Here is a 13,842-nt window from a genome sequence, read left to right as displayed (position 1 = left end):
GGAACCGGGCACCCGGCGAGTCCGCTCCGGACACCCGAGGAGGTCCGCATGCCCCGCTGGCTCCTGCCCGCCGTCGTCGGCGACATCGCCGTGATCGGCGTGCTCTACGCCGTGATCGGCTGGCCCGCGCTGATCGTCGCCACCCCCCTGGTGATCTGCTCGATCGTGGTGATCGTCGTGCTGAGCGTGAGCGGGTCCGGCGGCCCGGCGCCGCTCATCTCCAGGGCGTTCGTGAACGCGGCGGGCGGCCACCCGCGCGGCCCGGCCGGACGGTCCGGCTCCCGCGGGCACGGGGACGACGACGGGTATCTCCGGACGCACCAGGCGGGCCACCCGTACCCGCCGTCCGACGACGGAGGGGGCACGCAGCACCACGGACCGCACTCGGGCTGGCACGACTCGCACCACTGGTCGGACAACGGATCGTCCGGATGGTCCGCCCCGGGATGCCCGGACTCCGGTTCGTCCTGGTCGGACTCCGGATCATCCTCGTCGGACTCCGGATCATCCTCGTCGGACTCCTGCTCGTCCTCGTCGGACTCCGGGTCCTCGTCGTCCGACTCCGGGTCGTCGTCGTCCTCGTCCGACTGAGGTGACCGGTCGTCGGCTCCGCTCCCGGCCGAGATCGCACCGGTAGCGGTTCGCGGCCACCCGGAACCGCGATGGCTGCGATCTCGACCGAGCCGGCGCCACCGACGACGACCGCGCCGGCCGAGAGACGGACGATCGCGCAGGCGATCCGGCGTTCCACCTATGGAATCGTCCGGGCAAGTCGCGTTGACTCGGCGCCATGACCACGTCACTGACCGCCGACGACCTCGCGTTCCTCCGCCGCCCGCTACACGGGTTCCTCTCCATGGCCGGCGGCCCGGTCCCTCCACAGCCGCGGCCGGTGTGGTTCGAGGCGACCGACGACGGCACGGTCCAGCTGTTCACCGGCCCGGACTCGCTGAAGCTGCGCCATCAGGAGCGTGACCCGCGCGCGTCGCTCGTCGTCGCCGCCCCGGTCGGGGAGATCGAACGGTGGGTGTCGGTCGCCGGCCCCACGACGGTCGAGTCCGACGGGGCGTCGGACCTGCTCGACCGCCTCGCCGCGCGCTACTGGGACCTCGATGACCCGGCCCGGGCCACCGAGCTCGACGGGATGCGGGCCGAGAAATGGGTCCGCCTGGTCATCCACCCGGAGAGGGTGCGCCGCTTCTCGATGTGACCGCGCGGTGCGCCTCGGCCGCCCGGCGGATCGTGTCGTGCGGGCCGTCGAGGTCACCCGGCTCGGCGCCCGGCGTGAGGATCAGGGCCAGGTCGACGCCGCGGTCACCGAACTCGGCCACCCGTCGCGCGACCGTCGCGCCGTCGCCGAGCGCGCAGAGGTGGTGCACGGCCTCGTCCGGCACGAGCGCCAGCGCGCCGCGCCGATCGCCCGCCCGCCAGAGCGCGGTGGCGCGCTCCAGCCCGTCGAACACCCCGGCGAACGACCGGGCGTGCGTCGGGACCATGGCGTACTGGAGCACCATGCGCCGCAACCGTTCCCTCGCCTCGCCGGTCCGGTCGCCCGCGTAGGCCCAGAACGACGTCATCGCCCACACCGAGCCCGGCTCCCGTCCGGCCTCACGCTCGCCCTCGCGCACGTGGGCGAGCCGCCCGGCCATCTCGGACGGCGGGCACCAGGCGACGAACACGCCGTCGGCGATCCGGCCGGCCAGCCGCAGCATCCGCGGGTTCATCGCGCCGATCACGACCGGAACCGGCGCCGGCGGGCCCATCGACAGGCGGAACCCGCTGACCTTCTCCCCCGCCCACGCCGCGCGCAGCGCCCGGACGTACGCCTCCATCGTCTTCAGTGGACGGTCGTACGGGAGACCGTGCCACTCGCGCACGATCGTCGGGCTGCTGACACCCAGGCCGGCCGTCACGCGACCCGGCGCGGCGGAGGCGAGCGTCGCGAACCCCATGGCGGCCAACGGCGCGGTGCGCGGGTAGATCGTCGCGATCCCGGTGCCGAGCCCGATCCCGCCCGTCGCGCCCGCGATCAGCCCGAGCATGGAGAACACCTCCGGTCCGGCCACCTCGCCGACCCAGACCGAGTCCAGCCCGCGCTCCTCGGCGGTCCGGGCGATCGCCACGTACTCCGGCGCGGAGAGCCCGTCCTCGACGGGCAGGGTGACGCCGAGCCTCACCCGCGGACCTGGCGCGCCACCGAGCGGGTGTCGTACCAGGTGCTCACGCGGGTGATCGCGTCGTCGCCGGCGTCGAACACGTCGAGCGCGTCGAAGCGGATCTCCCGGCCGTCGGCCAGCCGTCCGGTGAACGCGATCTCGCAGACGACGGCGTCCGGCGCCTCGATCCACCGCGTCACCGCGTCCGTGTGCGACGGGTAGTTCGCCAGGACCGCGCGGAAGTGCGCCAGCGCCGCGTCCCGTCCGAGCACCGGGTCCGACCCCGTCGTGTGGATCTCGACGTCCGGCGCGAACACGGCGGCCAGCCCGTCGAAGTCCTCGGTGTTGATCGCCGCGAAGTAGGCCTCGACCAGCGTCCTCACGAGACGTGCTCCTTCAGCTCGCGCATCGCCTTGAACGACCACCCGGCCAGCGACGGGTCGCCGAACGCCGTGATGTTCCACAGCACCAGGTGCCGCAGCCCCTGCGCCCGGTACTCGGCCAGCTCCTCGGCGACCTGCTCCGGCGTCCCGGCGAACGCGTAGTGGCGCACCACCCTCGGCGGGATCGCGCCGATGATCCGCAGCGACTCCTCGCGCGGCACGGTGCTCGGGATGAAGTGGTGGAACCCGGAGTCACCGGCCAGCGGCGGTTCCACCCCCAGGTCACGGAACACCTGCGACGGCAGCAGCACGCACAGCGCCCGCACCAGCGGCGCCTCGGTGAGCCGCTGCACGGTCTCCTCGTCGGGTCCCATCAGGACGTAGCCGAGCATGCCGGGGGTCACCGAGTCCTCGTCCCGCCCGGCCGAGACCGATGCGGAACGGATGGCGGACAACGACTTCCCGTAGTCCGGCGCGGTCATCTTGGTCGGCAGCCATCCGTCGGCCTGCTCGCCGGTCAGGCGCAGCATCCGCGGCCCGTGCGCGGCCGTCCAGATCTCCGGCGGCCGGTCGCCGTACGGGCTCAGGCCCAGCACGGCGTGGTCCAGCGTGTGGAACTCACCGGAGTACGAGACCGGCCCGTCGGCGTCCCACAGCCGTCGCATCACGTCGATGCCTTCGGACAGCCGGGCCACCGGCCTGTCGAACGACATCCCGTACGGCGTGACGTTGAGCCGCTCCCCCGAACCGAGCCCGATGATCGCGCGGCCCCCCGTCACGTGGTCCAGGGTCAGCGCGGACGCCGCGGCCATCGACGGGTCACGGCGGATCAGGTCGGTCACGCACACCCCGACCCGGATCGACGACGTCTGCGCCCCCGCCGCCGCCATCATGATCAGCGGGTCGAAGTAGACGTGCGGCGACGACTGCACCTCGGCCAGCGGCGTGAGGTCCGGCGTCCACATCGTGTCCGGGTGCCAGCCCATCAGGTGGTCCGGCCACCAGACGGCGTCGAACCCGTCGGCCTCCGCCTTCTGCGCGAACTTCACCGCCCCGGCGGCCGGCGGCATGATCTGCCCCGGGACACCGAGCTCCAGGCGTTCCATCAGTAGCGCCATCCTTCGCCGAACGTCGGGATCCGGCGTCCGAGGTAGTCCTCCACGCAGGTCAGGGCGGCGCGGGCGGCGCGGTCCGTCCCGATGCCGCGGGAGCGGAACGTCTCCGAGGCGAACCACAGTCCTTCGACGTTCGGGGCCCGCCAGTGCGGCCGGTAGCGCCCGACCAGCCCGGGCATCTGGATCACGCCGAACGACGGCTCGAACACCAGGTGCCGCCTGCGCCACACCGGGTTCGCGAACTGCGGCCACATCGTCGCGATGTCGTGCTCGAACGCGTCCATCCGCCGGCGGCACCACTCCCGGTCCCGTCCCCTGGAGCCGGGGATGATCGAGCCCATCGTGTGCAGGTGGGTCCCCGGCGGCGAGCTCGACGGGTCCATGGCCGACTGGTCGAACATGAAGCCCGACGACGGGGTGGACGGCGTCGACGTCCAGGTGGACAGCTCCCGGGGGTCGTAGCGCCAGACCGGTTCCTCGGTCGCCAGGTGCAGCCCGAGCCAGGCGATCCGGAACCTGTCCTGGGCCAGGAAGTCGATCTGGGCGGTGTACCACTCCGGCAGCTCGCTGCGCGGCACCACGTTCAGCACCGTCCACACCGGAAGCGTGGAGATCACCGCGGAGGCCTCGAGGATCTCCTCCTCGTAGAACTCGTTCGGCAGGACCTGGGGCTCGCGCCCGACCGCGACGCCGCGCACCTCACCGCCCTCGATCACGACGCGTTCGACGGCGGTGCCGAGCCGCAGCTCGCCCCCGTGCTTCTCGATCGCGTCCGCGAGGTCGCGCCACATCCCGTCCCAGCCCTGACCCGGCCAGCACGAGTAGGCGGCGGTGTTGCGTTCCTCGAAGTGCATCTTGCGGACGTAGAGGTTGTCGCTGGCCGAGTGGTCGTACCAGTTGTCGGTCATGCACTCGAGCACGCTGATGAACTCGAACAGGTCCACGACGCCCTGGTCGTCGGTGTACTGGTGGATCCACTCCCGCATCGGCCGGTCGTCCCACGCGTCGAGATCCTCGTAGGGCGTCTGGACCAGGGCCTTGATGACCTTCTTCAGCTCGCTTCGGTCGGTGTAGCGGTCCCGGACCGACGTCCAGCCCTTCTCGTTGTCCCAGATCGGCATGTCCTCGGAGACCTCGCCGTGCACGAGCTCCTTGCCGACGTGGGAGAACACCTTCGTCAGGCCCGAGCCGGGGTCCTCGATCAGGTGCCCGCCGAGGTTCACCGTGAACCCCTCGTCCGGCACGGCGAGCGCGCGTCCACCCAGGACGGTGCTGCGGTCGAGCACGCACACCCTCTTGCCCTCGGCGGCCAGCAACGCCCCGGCGGACAGGCCCGCCGCTCCCGCCCCGATCACCACGACGTCGTAGCTCGGCATGTCTCCCTACCCCTTCAGCCGCGCCGTTCCGGACAGCGCCCGTACCGGGCCGTCCGGGCGCTGCACGTCCAACCAGACCGCGCACTCGACGACGTCACCACGCCGGGACTCGTCGAGGTCGTCGGAGTCCTTGCGCGGGCCGACGCCGCGGCCCACCCCGCGCTCGCCGCGTCGCGCGACGATCGCCGTGACCTCCCCGCCCGCGATCACGCGCTCGCCCCCGAACACGACGTCGTGGAACCGGATCCGCGTCGACAGGACGTTCTCCGGCCCGCCCGCGGCGCGCGCGAGCATCGTGTGCACCCAGCCCATCGAGATCGGCCCCTGGTTCACGACGCGCGGTCCGAGGCCCAGCGCCTCGGCCGCCGCGGGGTCCAGATGGATCATGTTCGGGTCGCGCAGCAGCGCGGCCATCGTCTTCATCGCGGCCGGGTCCGCCGTCGCCTCCAGCGGCTCGAGAGCCTCGCCGATCTTCACAGCGGGCCCTCGGTCCCGGACCGCCGCGGGAACACGTACGTCGGGCGGACGATCGCGTGCACGTCCCAGTCCGGCCCGGTGAGCTCGATCTTGACGGTGGCGAGGTCGAACGTGCCCGAGGTCCCTGATCGGCGCTTCACGTCCTCGACCTCGGCCATCACGTCGTAGACGACGCCGGCACGGAGGGGCTGCTTGACGTCGACGGCCCACTCGCCGAGCAGCGGGCCCTCGCCGGAGGACGAGCCGAACAGCGCGAAGACCTCCTCCAACCCGACGCCGAGCCCCTCGGTGGCGGCCAGGAACGCGACGGTCGGGTGCGTGACCCCCGAGCCGTCCGGCGCGGGGGCGCTCGTCATGTCCCGGACCAGCCAGTCCACGTAGGGCTCGATCCGCACAGTCCCGCCCGGGAACCGGTGGCCCACACGGGCACGCAGATCCTCCTCGCGCACCTGTCCACCGTCGAGCAGCGCTGCTAGTTTGTCAAACGATTGGTAGGTGATTCTCGATGGCCGGCGCAACGCTGCTCGACCTGCTGGAACGCCGTGCCGCGGACGCGCCGGACCAGGGCGTCGTGTTCCCCGACGGGCGCCTGTCCTGGCCGGCCATGGCCGACGAGGCGCGCCGCCTCTCCGGGGCGCTGTGGGCGGCCGGGATCCGGCCCGGTGACGCCGTCGGTCTCCTGGTCCCGGACGGCCTCGACAGCGCCACCTGGTGGCTCGCCGCCGCCCGGATCGGCGCGGTCACCGTGCCGGTCAACGTCCGGCTGCGCGCCGGGGAGCTCGCCTACCAGATCGACGACGCCGACGTCCGGCTGCTGCTGACCACGAGCGCGTTCGGCGACCGGCTCACCGACGCGCTGCCCGGCCTGGACGCGGCGACGCCCGGACGGCTCGCGCTGCCCGGAACGCCGTCGTTGCGCTCCGTCGTCGCGCTGGACGGTGCCACCCCGCCCGGTTTCCTCCCCGGCCTGGCGGGCGGCGACCCGGACCCGGCCGACGCCGCCCGCGCCGCGGTCCGCCCGGACGACGTGATCCTCAACCTCTACACGTCCGGCACCACCAGCCGGCCGCGCGGCTGCCTGCACGACCACGCGTCGCTCGTCGCGGAGGGAACCGCTGTCGCCGAGCGCCTCGGCCTGCGTCCGGACGACCGCTTCTGGACCCCGCTCCCGATGTTCCATTGTGGAGGGTTCGACGTCGCCGTCGCGGCCATGGCCGGGCGGTGCGGCATGGTCCACTCCGGACCGTTCGAGCCGGGAACGGCGTTGCGCCAGCTCGAGACGGAGCGCTGCACGGTCGGGTTCCCGGCGTTCGAGACGATCTGGCTGCCGGTCCTCGAGCACCCGGACTTCTCCACGACCGACCTGTCCGCCCTGCGGGTCGTCGCGAACATCGGTGCGCCGGAGCGGATGCGCTCGATGCAGGCGCGGCTGCCGCACGCGGTGCAGGTGTCCTGCCTCGGCATGACGGAGTCGTTCGGGTTCTGCTGCCTCGGCGCTCCGGACGACCCGGCGGAGACCCGCGCCACGACGAGCGGGTTTCCGTTGGCGCACATGGAGGCTGAGGTCGTCGACCCGGTGACCGGGGAGCCGGTGCCGCCGGGGACGCCCGGCGAGCTCCGGTTCCGCGGCGCGTCCCGGATCGTGCGCTACCACCGCGACCCCGAGCTGACCGCCGCCCGGATCGACGACGACGGGTGGTTCTCCTCCGGCGACCTCGTCGTGGCCGACGCGGACGGGCGGCTCTCGTTCCGCTCGCGCCTGAAGGACATGTTCAAGGTCGGCGGGGAGAACGTCGCCGCGGCCGAGGTGGAGGGCTTCCTCTCCGAGCATCCCGCGGTCGGGATCGTGCAGGTCGTCGGCGTGCCGGACGCCCGCTACGGCGAGGTCGCGGCCGCGTTCGTGCAGCTCCGCGCCGGGGCCGCCGCCACGGAGGAGGAACTCGTCGCGCACTGCCTCGGCCGGATCGCGACGTTCAAGGTGCCCCGCTACGTGCGGTTCGTCGACGAGTGGCCGATGTCCGGGACGAAGGTGCAGAAGTTCCGGCTGCGGGACGCGCTGACCGCGGAGCTGGCCGAGGCGGGGATCACCGAAGCACCCCGGCTCGCCGCCCCGGCGGGCACGCCGCGCTGACCTGCCGCACCCCTTACCGGCGTGCCGCACCGGCTGCGACGGGTGCGGCACGCCGGGGCGGGGTGCGACACGCGACGGCGGGGCGGGGCGGGGCGGAGGGGTGCGGCGCTCAGGGCTGCCGGGCCGCCGACCTCGCCGAGCGCAGGCGTGGGGCCTCCGTGACACCAGCGGCCTCCAGCTCGGCCGCGATCCGCGCGCGGAGTTCCACCTTGCGGATCTTGGTGCCGGACATCGGCCACTCGGTCACGAACCGCACGTAGCGCGGGACGCGGTAGGTCGCGATCGCGTCCAGACAGTGCGCGATCAACTCCTGCTCGGTGGCGGTCGCGCCGTCGCGCAGCTGCACGTAGGCGGCCGGCACCTCGACGTAGTGCGCGTCCGGTGCCGCGACGACGGCGACGATCCCGACGGCCGGGTGGGTCAGCAGGTGCCCTTCCACCTCGGCCGCGGCGACGTTCTCGCCGCCGACCTTGAGCATGTCCTTCAGGCGCGAGCGGAACGTCAGCCGCCCGTCCGCGTCGGCGACCACGACGTCCCCGGAGTGGAACCAGCCCCGGTCGTCGATCACACGGGCCGTCTCCTCCGGGTCGCGGAAGTAGCCGTCGAACGCGTTCGGGCCGTGGAACCACAGCTCCCCCTCGACACCGGACGGCACGTCGCGCCCGGTGTCCGGGTCGACGACGCGGCAGCGCATCCCGGGCATCGGGTGCCCACCGGTGGTCGCACGGGCCTCGGCCGGGTCGTCGAGTCGGTTCAGCGTCAGGAACGCCGACGACTCGGTCATCGCCACACAGGACACGTGCGTCGCCTGTGGTACCCGGCTCGCCATGTTGCGCAAGCGTTCCGGCACTCCGACGGCCATCACGAGGCGGATCCGGGTCAGGTCGCGCGACGCGAACTCCGGATGGTTCAGCACCGGCATCCAGATCGTCTCGAACGCCGCCAGCGCGACCGTGACCCGTTCGGACTCGAGATAGGCGGGCGTCGACGCGGGATCGAACGTACCGGGATGCACGAACGGCGCGCCCGCGGTCACACAGCTGAGCGCGAACGTGATGCCGCCGCCGTGGAACAGCGGGATCGCCGTCCAGACGCGGTCGTCGGACGTCAGCGCCATCCGCTCGGCGATGCCGGCCGGGAGCCGGGTGAGCGCCTCGTGGGAGAGCATCGCGCCCTTCGGCGCCGCCGTCGTCCCGGACGTGTAGACGATCACCGCGGTGTCCCGGACCCGCACCGCCTCCGCCGCGTACGCCACGTCGGCGTCGGTCGCGCCGGACACGGCGGGCAGGTCGGCGGGCGCGACGACGTGCCGCAGCTCCGGGGCGTCCGCCGGGACGAGGTCGTCGGCGTCGGTGACGAGTACGGCCATGCCGGAGTGCCGCACCAGACCGGCCACCTCGCCCGCCGTGAACCGGGCGTTCACCGGGACGGCGATCGCCCCGATCGTCGTGGCGCCGAACAGGACCGCGAGCAGATCGACGGACGCGGGCAGCAGGATCCCGACCCGGTCCCCCGGCGCGACCCCGAGCCCGAGCAGCCCACGCGCCACCGCGGTGGACCGGGCCGCAAGCTCGGCGTAGGTGTGCCGGTCCCCGGGGAACACGACGGCCTCGTCGCCAGGACGTTCCGTCGCGCGCAGAGCGAGCAGGTCCCCGAGCGTGCGGGCGGAAGCGGACGTGACCACGCGGGGCCTCCTCGTCGACGGCGACCCGTCGATCGTTGCCCGGGGGCGGACGTCGCGTCCAGGGTCAGAGCAAACCCGTCAGAAGGTCGCCAACGAGTCCGAGGCCGCCGCCGTCGTCGTCCCGGCTCGTCCGGTCGTCGCCGTCCTTCTCGTCGTCCTGCGCGTCCGCGGGCTCGTGCGCGTCGTCGCGGGGCTTGTCGACCTGCTGCTTCGACGGCGACGGCGCGGGTGGAGCGGCCCGTCGGGTCATCGGCGCGGGATCCGGGGAGTCACCGTCCTCGGCAACGCGCGCCACCCGCGGTTCCCGGGTCTCGGCGGGCGCCGTCGGCGGCTCCGCGGCCAGTGCACCGAGCCGGTTCAACGCGCTCTGCACCGATCCCACCAGGTCCGACCCCGCCGGGTCGGCGAGGACGGTCGTCGGGCCCGGTCCGCCGAGCTCGACGTCGGGGCCCGGCCGGTGTCCACCGCCCTCGACGACGATCGCGCCGAGCAGGCTCGCCGCGAACCCCGCCGCCAGCGCGGCGGCGAAACCGGGCCTGCCGCGCAACCGGATCCGCCGCAACGCCTGTGCGACATGGTCGGCAGGCCGGGCAGGAGCGGGGACGACCGACGCCAGGGAGTCCTCGAGGCGCCGGCCCGCGCCGACCACCCGGCCGGACTCGGCCGCGGCGCGTACCGCGTCCAGCACCGCTGCCGGCGCAACGCCGCCACGGGCGGCACCGGCCACGCACCGCACCGCGAGCACGGCCAGGGCCCGCAGGTCGTCGTCGGCCCGCTCGTCGGCGCCGGTGGAGGAGACCGGGAGACCACCCCAGCACGGCCTGCCGTTCGGGTCGAGCAGCACGCCGTCGGCGTCGACGGCACCGTGCGCGAGGCCCGCCCGGTGCACGTGTCCGAGCGCATCGGCCAGCGCGAGCACGACGGCTGCCGCGTGGTCCCGGCGCAGCGGTCGCCGGTCGAGCCGGACGGCCAGCGACTCGGTCATCAGCGGGAGCACGAGGAACGCCTCGCTGCCGACCTCGCCGCCGTCGAGGAGGCGCACGAGGTGGGCGTGGTCGAAGCGGTTCAGCGCCGCGGCCTCGGCCCGCCAGCGCGGCGTCGGACCGTCGTCGGTCGCCGGCAGGAACTTGAGCGCGACCGGCCGGTGCAGCACCGTGTCGTACCCCGCGTGCACCCGTGATCGGCGTCCTCTGCCGATCACGTCACCGATCTCGTACCGGCCGTTGCCGACCGACTCGCCGCTCCCCTGGCGCATGGTCGTTCCTCTGCGATCTGCTCCCCGACGACGTGCGACTACCCCCGCCGCGCGGGATCGACACCCCTGCGCCACAGGTCGTTCGCGTCACATGGTCCCCGGACACGGGCGGATCACCAGGAAGACGCGCCGGGAACGGGACGGATCAACCGAGCCGGACGAGCTACCGCGGCAGCTCCCGATACGCCACGATCGCGCCGTGGAACAGTCGGTGGGTCGGGTGGCGCTGGCCGACGGCACCTCCGTCGCGTACGCCTCGGTCGGTTCCGGCAGACCGCTGGTCTACGTGATGGGCTGGCTCACCCACCTCGAGCTGGGCTGGGAGCTCCCCGCCGAGCGGGGGCTCTACGAGGCGCTGGCCACGGGCTGCCGGCTCGTGCGCTACGACCGCGCCGGGTGCGGGCTCTCGCCGCGGGTGGACCGTCCGGCGTCGCTGGAGTTCGAGCTGGAGCACCTGGCGGCGATCGCCGCGGAACTCGGTGAGCCGTTCGACCTGATGGGCACGTCGATGGGGGTGCCGGTGGCCGTGGCGTGGGCCGCCGCGCACCCGGAGACGGTGCGACGTCTGGTGCTCTACGGCGGATGGGCGCGCGGTGACGACCTGTCCCCGCCACTCGTGCGGGACCACGTCCTGGGCCTCGTCGAGTCGCACTGGGGCCTGGGCTCCGACGTGCTGACCGACATCTTCGCCCCGGACGCCGACGCCGCGACGCGCGCCGGGTCCGCCCGCTACCAGCGCGCCTGCTCGGACGCCGCGACCGCGCGGGCGTTGCTCGCGCTCAGCTACGACCTCGACGTCGTCGACCGGCTCGCCGAGGTCCGCGCACCGACGCTGGTGGTGCACCGGAGCGGGGACCGCGCAGCGCCTCTCGCCCAGGCGTCGGTCCTGGCCGACGGCATCGCCGGCGCCGAGCTCGTCGTGCTGCCCGGGCGGTCGCACCTGCCGTACGCCGGTGACCGCGACGAGCTGGTGCGGGTCGTGCGCCGGTTCCTCGGCCTGCCGGTCGGGCGGCGGCGGCCCGACGCGCTGACGCCGCGCCAGCGGGAGGTCGCCGAGCTGGTGAGCGAGGGCTGCACGAACCGCGAGATCGCGACGCGCCTGGGCATCGACGAGCGCTCGGCGGAGGGACACGTCGAGCGGATCCGGCTGCGCCTGGGGTTCCGGTCCCGGGCCCAGATCGCGGCGTGGGTCGGCACGCAGCGCGAGGTGGGGTAGTTCCCCGCCTGACCGGCGGCCGCGATCGGCGCAGGGTGTCCCGGTGACCGATACGACCACCACCCGCTTCGAGACGCACACCGTGCGCGGACCGTTCAACGCCGCGTTCTTCGGCGTGCTGGGACCCGTCCTGGACCGGGACCTGCGCCCGCACAAACGACGCGTGTTCGCCGACCTGCCCCCGACCGTCGTCGAGCTCGGCTCCGGGGTGGGCGCGAACATGCCGTACCTGACACCGGGATCGACACTCGTCGCCGTCGAGCCGAACGTCCCCATGCACCGCGGGCTGCGCGCCGCCGCCGACCGTCGCGGCGTGCACCTCGACCTGCGGCAACGCCCGGCCGAGGACACGGGCCTCGACGACGGCGGCGCCGGCTGCGTGATCTCCTCGCTCGTGCTGTGCACGGTCGCCGACCCGGCCGCGGTACTCGCCGAGGTGCGCCGCATCCTGCGCCCGGGCGGCACGTTCCGGTTCGTGGAGCACGTCGCCGCGGCCGAGGGCACCCCGACGCGCGCACTGCAACGCGCGCTGCGCCGCCCGTGGGCCTGGACGTTCGAGGGTTGCTCCTGCGAGCGGGACCTGGCCGGCCTGCTGCGCGACGCCGGGTTCGCCCGCGTCGACGTCGACGCCTACCGGCTGCACACCCCGTTCGTCCCGTTCAACACCCAGATCGCGGGCGTCGCACACGCCTGAGAGATCAGACCGGGGCGAGCGCCCACTGCACGATCGCGCACAGCTCGCGGCGGTCCGGGCCCTCGTCGAGCGTCGGGGACCAGCCGGAGCGGTACACCGCTCGGGCGCGCTCCTCCACGTCGGCGAGGCTGTCCGGGCCCTTGATCATCCCGAGGTAGGGGCCCAGCGCCGGCCGGATCTCCGGATCCTGCTCGGCGGCGGCCAGGATCATCACGGCCGGGAGCGGCGCGTCGAGGTCGAGGGCGCCGCCGTCCCAGAGGTGCCGCATGGTCGCGTCCGTGCGCACGTGGTCGTCCACCCAGGGCCGCATGGTCACGTCGCACCAGGCCTCGAACGCGTCCCGGTCCGGCGGGCCGCCCGCCTCGTCGACAAGCCGCAGCAGCTCGCGGGCCTGCATCATCGACGTCGCGAGCCCGCGGCCGAACATCGGCGTCGTCGTGCACACGGCGTCGCCGACGAGCACGAGCCCCTCCGGCCGGGCCTGCCCCTGGTAGCGGTTGATCAGCCGCCCGCCGGCGAGCACCGGCGTGATCGGCTCGGCGCGGGCCGGGTCGGTCCACGCGGCCAGGCCCGGGATCGCCCGGCACGCGGCCTCGAACGCCGCCTCGTGCCGCAGCCCGGCCAGTTCCGTCACCTCGACCGGGCGCACGATCAGCACCGAGAAGATGCCGTCCTCGTGCAGGAACACGATCACCTGGTACCCGTCGAGGTCGGCCTGCCATGCCAACGGGTTGGTCATCGGGCCCGGCTCGGCTCCGGGCAGCAGCCGGTACTGCCGGTCCACGTAGGCGACGCCGGTGTCGCCGTACACGGCGGGTTCCGGGCGCAGGTCGCGGGTCACCCGCCCGGTCCGGCCGGAGGCGTCGATCACCAGGTCGGCGGGCATCTCGGCGCCGTCCACGCGCAGGCCGACCGCGCGCCCGTCGCGGACCAGCACCTCGTCGACGTGACCCTGCCGCAGCTGAAGCCCCGGCTCGCCGGTCACGGTCTGCCGCAGCGCGCGCTCGAACGTCTCCCGGCGCGAGCGCATCCCGCCCCGCACGCCGCGCCCGTCCGGGAGCACGAACGTGATCGGCTCGGCGCCCGCGGCCTCCCACGCGGCGTACGCCTCCGGGATCTCGGCCAGCAGCGCCTCCCCTACCTGGGGGCGCACGCCGTGCGCGTGGTGGAACTGCATCACGCCGCGGCGGGCCCACGTGCCGTCCGGGGCGGGGCCTCCGTCGCGGTCCACGGCCGTCACCTCGTGACCCCGACGCGCGAGCGCCGCACCGAGGAACAGCCCCGTCGGACCGCATCCGATGATCGCGACGCGCATGGTGATCACTCCATCCGCTACCCTGGAGAGGAATTCGTTA

14 protein-coding genes are annotated in these 13,842 nt (G+C 73.8%); 5 read left to right on the top strand and 9 right to left on the bottom strand.

Annotated elements, in window-relative coordinates; all coding sequences use genetic code 11:
- Positions 1 to 48: 48 nt before the first annotated feature.
- Positions 49 to 591 (top strand): hypothetical protein, encoded by a 543-nt coding sequence (locus EV378_RS31780; protein WP_132431257.1) that lies wholly within the window; start codon positions 49 to 51, stop codon positions 589 to 591.
- A 199-nt stretch (positions 592 to 790) separates the two neighbouring features.
- Positions 791 to 1,210, top strand: coding sequence for a pyridoxamine 5'-phosphate oxidase family protein (locus EV378_RS31775; RefSeq protein ID WP_132431256.1), 420 nt, complete (start codon positions 791 to 793; stop codon positions 1,208 to 1,210).
- On the opposite strand, the gene EV378_RS31770 is transcribed toward EV378_RS31775, so the two are convergent.
- The 6 genes from EV378_RS31770 to EV378_RS35645 are packed head-to-tail and all read right to left on the bottom strand — an operon-like array spanning position 1,173 to position 5,956.
- Positions 1,173 to 2,177, bottom strand: a complete 1,005-nt coding sequence (locus tag EV378_RS31770; protein ID WP_165922584.1) for an LLM class flavin-dependent oxidoreductase — start codon at positions 2,175 to 2,177, stop codon at positions 1,173 to 1,175. The two genes, EV378_RS31775 and EV378_RS31770, sit on opposite strands and share 38 nt — an antisense overlap.
- Positions 2,174 to 2,539, bottom strand: a complete 366-nt coding sequence (locus EV378_RS31765; protein ID WP_165922583.1) for a nuclear transport factor 2 family protein — start codon at positions 2,537 to 2,539, stop codon at positions 2,174 to 2,176. Before EV378_RS31765 ends, EV378_RS31770 begins: the two co-directional genes overlap by 4 nt.
- Positions 2,536 to 3,645: an LLM class flavin-dependent oxidoreductase gene (locus tag EV378_RS31760; protein WP_165922582.1), complete on the bottom strand. Its 1,110-nt coding sequence runs from the start codon at positions 3,643 to 3,645 to the stop codon at positions 2,536 to 2,538. The genes EV378_RS31765 and EV378_RS31760 overlap by 4 nt, the downstream gene beginning before the upstream one ends.
- A complete protein-coding gene (locus EV378_RS31755; RefSeq protein ID WP_132431248.1) occupies positions 3,645 to 5,030 on the bottom strand; it encodes a phytoene desaturase family protein in 1,386 nt (461 codons plus the stop codon). Before EV378_RS31755 ends, EV378_RS31760 begins: the two co-directional genes overlap by 1 nt.
- Positions 5,031 to 5,036: 6 nt before the next feature.
- Positions 5,037 to 5,507: a MaoC family dehydratase gene (locus EV378_RS35650; protein WP_165922581.1), complete on the bottom strand. Its 471-nt coding sequence runs from the start codon at positions 5,505 to 5,507 to the stop codon at positions 5,037 to 5,039.
- On the bottom strand, positions 5,504 to 5,956 hold the full coding sequence (locus EV378_RS35645) for a hypothetical protein (RefSeq protein WP_165922580.1): 453 nt from the start codon (positions 5,954 to 5,956) through the stop codon (positions 5,504 to 5,506). Before EV378_RS35645 ends, EV378_RS35650 begins: the two co-directional genes overlap by 4 nt.
- A gap of 56 nt (positions 5,957 to 6,012) precedes the next feature.
- On the opposite strand from EV378_RS35645, the gene EV378_RS31745 reads away from it, so the two are divergent.
- Complete coding sequence (locus EV378_RS31745; protein ID WP_132431244.1) at positions 6,013 to 7,638, top strand: AMP-binding protein; 1,626 nt, start codon at positions 6,013 to 6,015, stop codon at positions 7,636 to 7,638.
- Positions 7,639 to 7,747: 109 nt separating this feature from the next.
- Here the strand turns inward: EV378_RS31745 and EV378_RS31740 are convergent, their stop codons facing one another.
- A complete protein-coding gene (locus EV378_RS31740) occupies positions 7,748 to 9,322 on the bottom strand; it encodes a class I adenylate-forming enzyme family protein (protein WP_132431242.1) in 1,575 nt (524 codons plus the stop codon).
- 64 nt (positions 9,323 to 9,386) lie between these two features.
- The gene (locus EV378_RS31735; protein ID WP_132431240.1) at positions 9,387 to 10,577 is read right to left on the bottom strand and encodes a protein kinase domain-containing protein; all 1,191 of its coding nucleotides are present in this window, start codon (positions 10,575 to 10,577) and stop codon (positions 9,387 to 9,389) included.
- A gap of 199 nt (positions 10,578 to 10,776) precedes the next feature.
- Here EV378_RS31735 and EV378_RS31730 point away from each other — a divergent pair, with 199 nt between their 5' ends.
- Both EV378_RS31730 and EV378_RS31725 read left to right on the top strand, forming a co-directional pair.
- Complete coding sequence (locus tag EV378_RS31730; protein WP_243653856.1) at positions 10,777 to 11,793, top strand: alpha/beta fold hydrolase; 1,017 nt, start codon at positions 10,777 to 10,779, stop codon at positions 11,791 to 11,793.
- Positions 11,794 to 11,836: 43 nt separating this feature from the next.
- A complete protein-coding gene (locus tag EV378_RS31725; protein ID WP_132431236.1) occupies positions 11,837 to 12,487 on the top strand; it encodes a class I SAM-dependent methyltransferase in 651 nt (216 codons plus the stop codon).
- Positions 12,488 to 12,491: 4 nt separating this feature from the next.
- On the opposite strand, the gene EV378_RS31720 is transcribed toward EV378_RS31725, so the two are convergent.
- Positions 12,492 to 13,802, bottom strand: a complete 1,311-nt coding sequence (locus tag EV378_RS31720; protein ID WP_132431234.1) for an FAD-dependent oxidoreductase — start codon at positions 13,800 to 13,802, stop codon at positions 12,492 to 12,494.
- Positions 13,803 to 13,842: the final 40 nt, after the last annotated feature.

Origin of the sequence: Pseudonocardia endophytica (assembly GCF_004339565.1) — a bacterium.
Classification (GTDB): domain Bacteria; phylum Actinomycetota; class Actinomycetes; order Mycobacteriales; family Pseudonocardiaceae; genus Pseudonocardia; species Pseudonocardia endophytica.
This window is presented reverse-complemented; position numbering and strand designations above follow the sequence as displayed.

Bases quoted from the DNA above. Each gene is read 5' to 3' on its own strand.
- EV378_RS31780 (WP_132431257.1), top strand. From the start codon at position 49: ATGCCCCGCTGGCTCCTGCCCGCCGTCGTCGGCGACATCGCCGTGATC.
- EV378_RS31775 (WP_132431256.1), top strand. From the start codon at position 791: ATGACCACGTCACTGACCGCCGACGACCTCGCGTTCCTCCGCCGCCCG.
- EV378_RS31760 (WP_165922582.1), bottom strand. From the start codon at position 3,645: ATGGAACGCCTGGAGCTCGGTGTCCCGGGGCAGATCATGCCGCCGGCC.
- EV378_RS31755 (WP_132431248.1), bottom strand. From the start codon at position 5,030: ATGCCGAGCTACGACGTCGTGGTGATCGGGGCGGGAGCGGCGGGCCTG.
- EV378_RS31745 (WP_132431244.1), top strand. From the start codon at position 6,013: ATGGCCGGCGCAACGCTGCTCGACCTGCTGGAACGCCGTGCCGCGGAC.
- EV378_RS31735 (WP_132431240.1), bottom strand. From the start codon at position 10,577: ATGCGCCAGGGGAGCGGCGAGTCGGTCGGCAACGGCCGGTACGAGATC.
- EV378_RS31720 (WP_132431234.1), bottom strand. From the start codon at position 13,802: ATGCGCGTCGCGATCATCGGATGCGGTCCGACGGGGCTGTTCCTCGGT.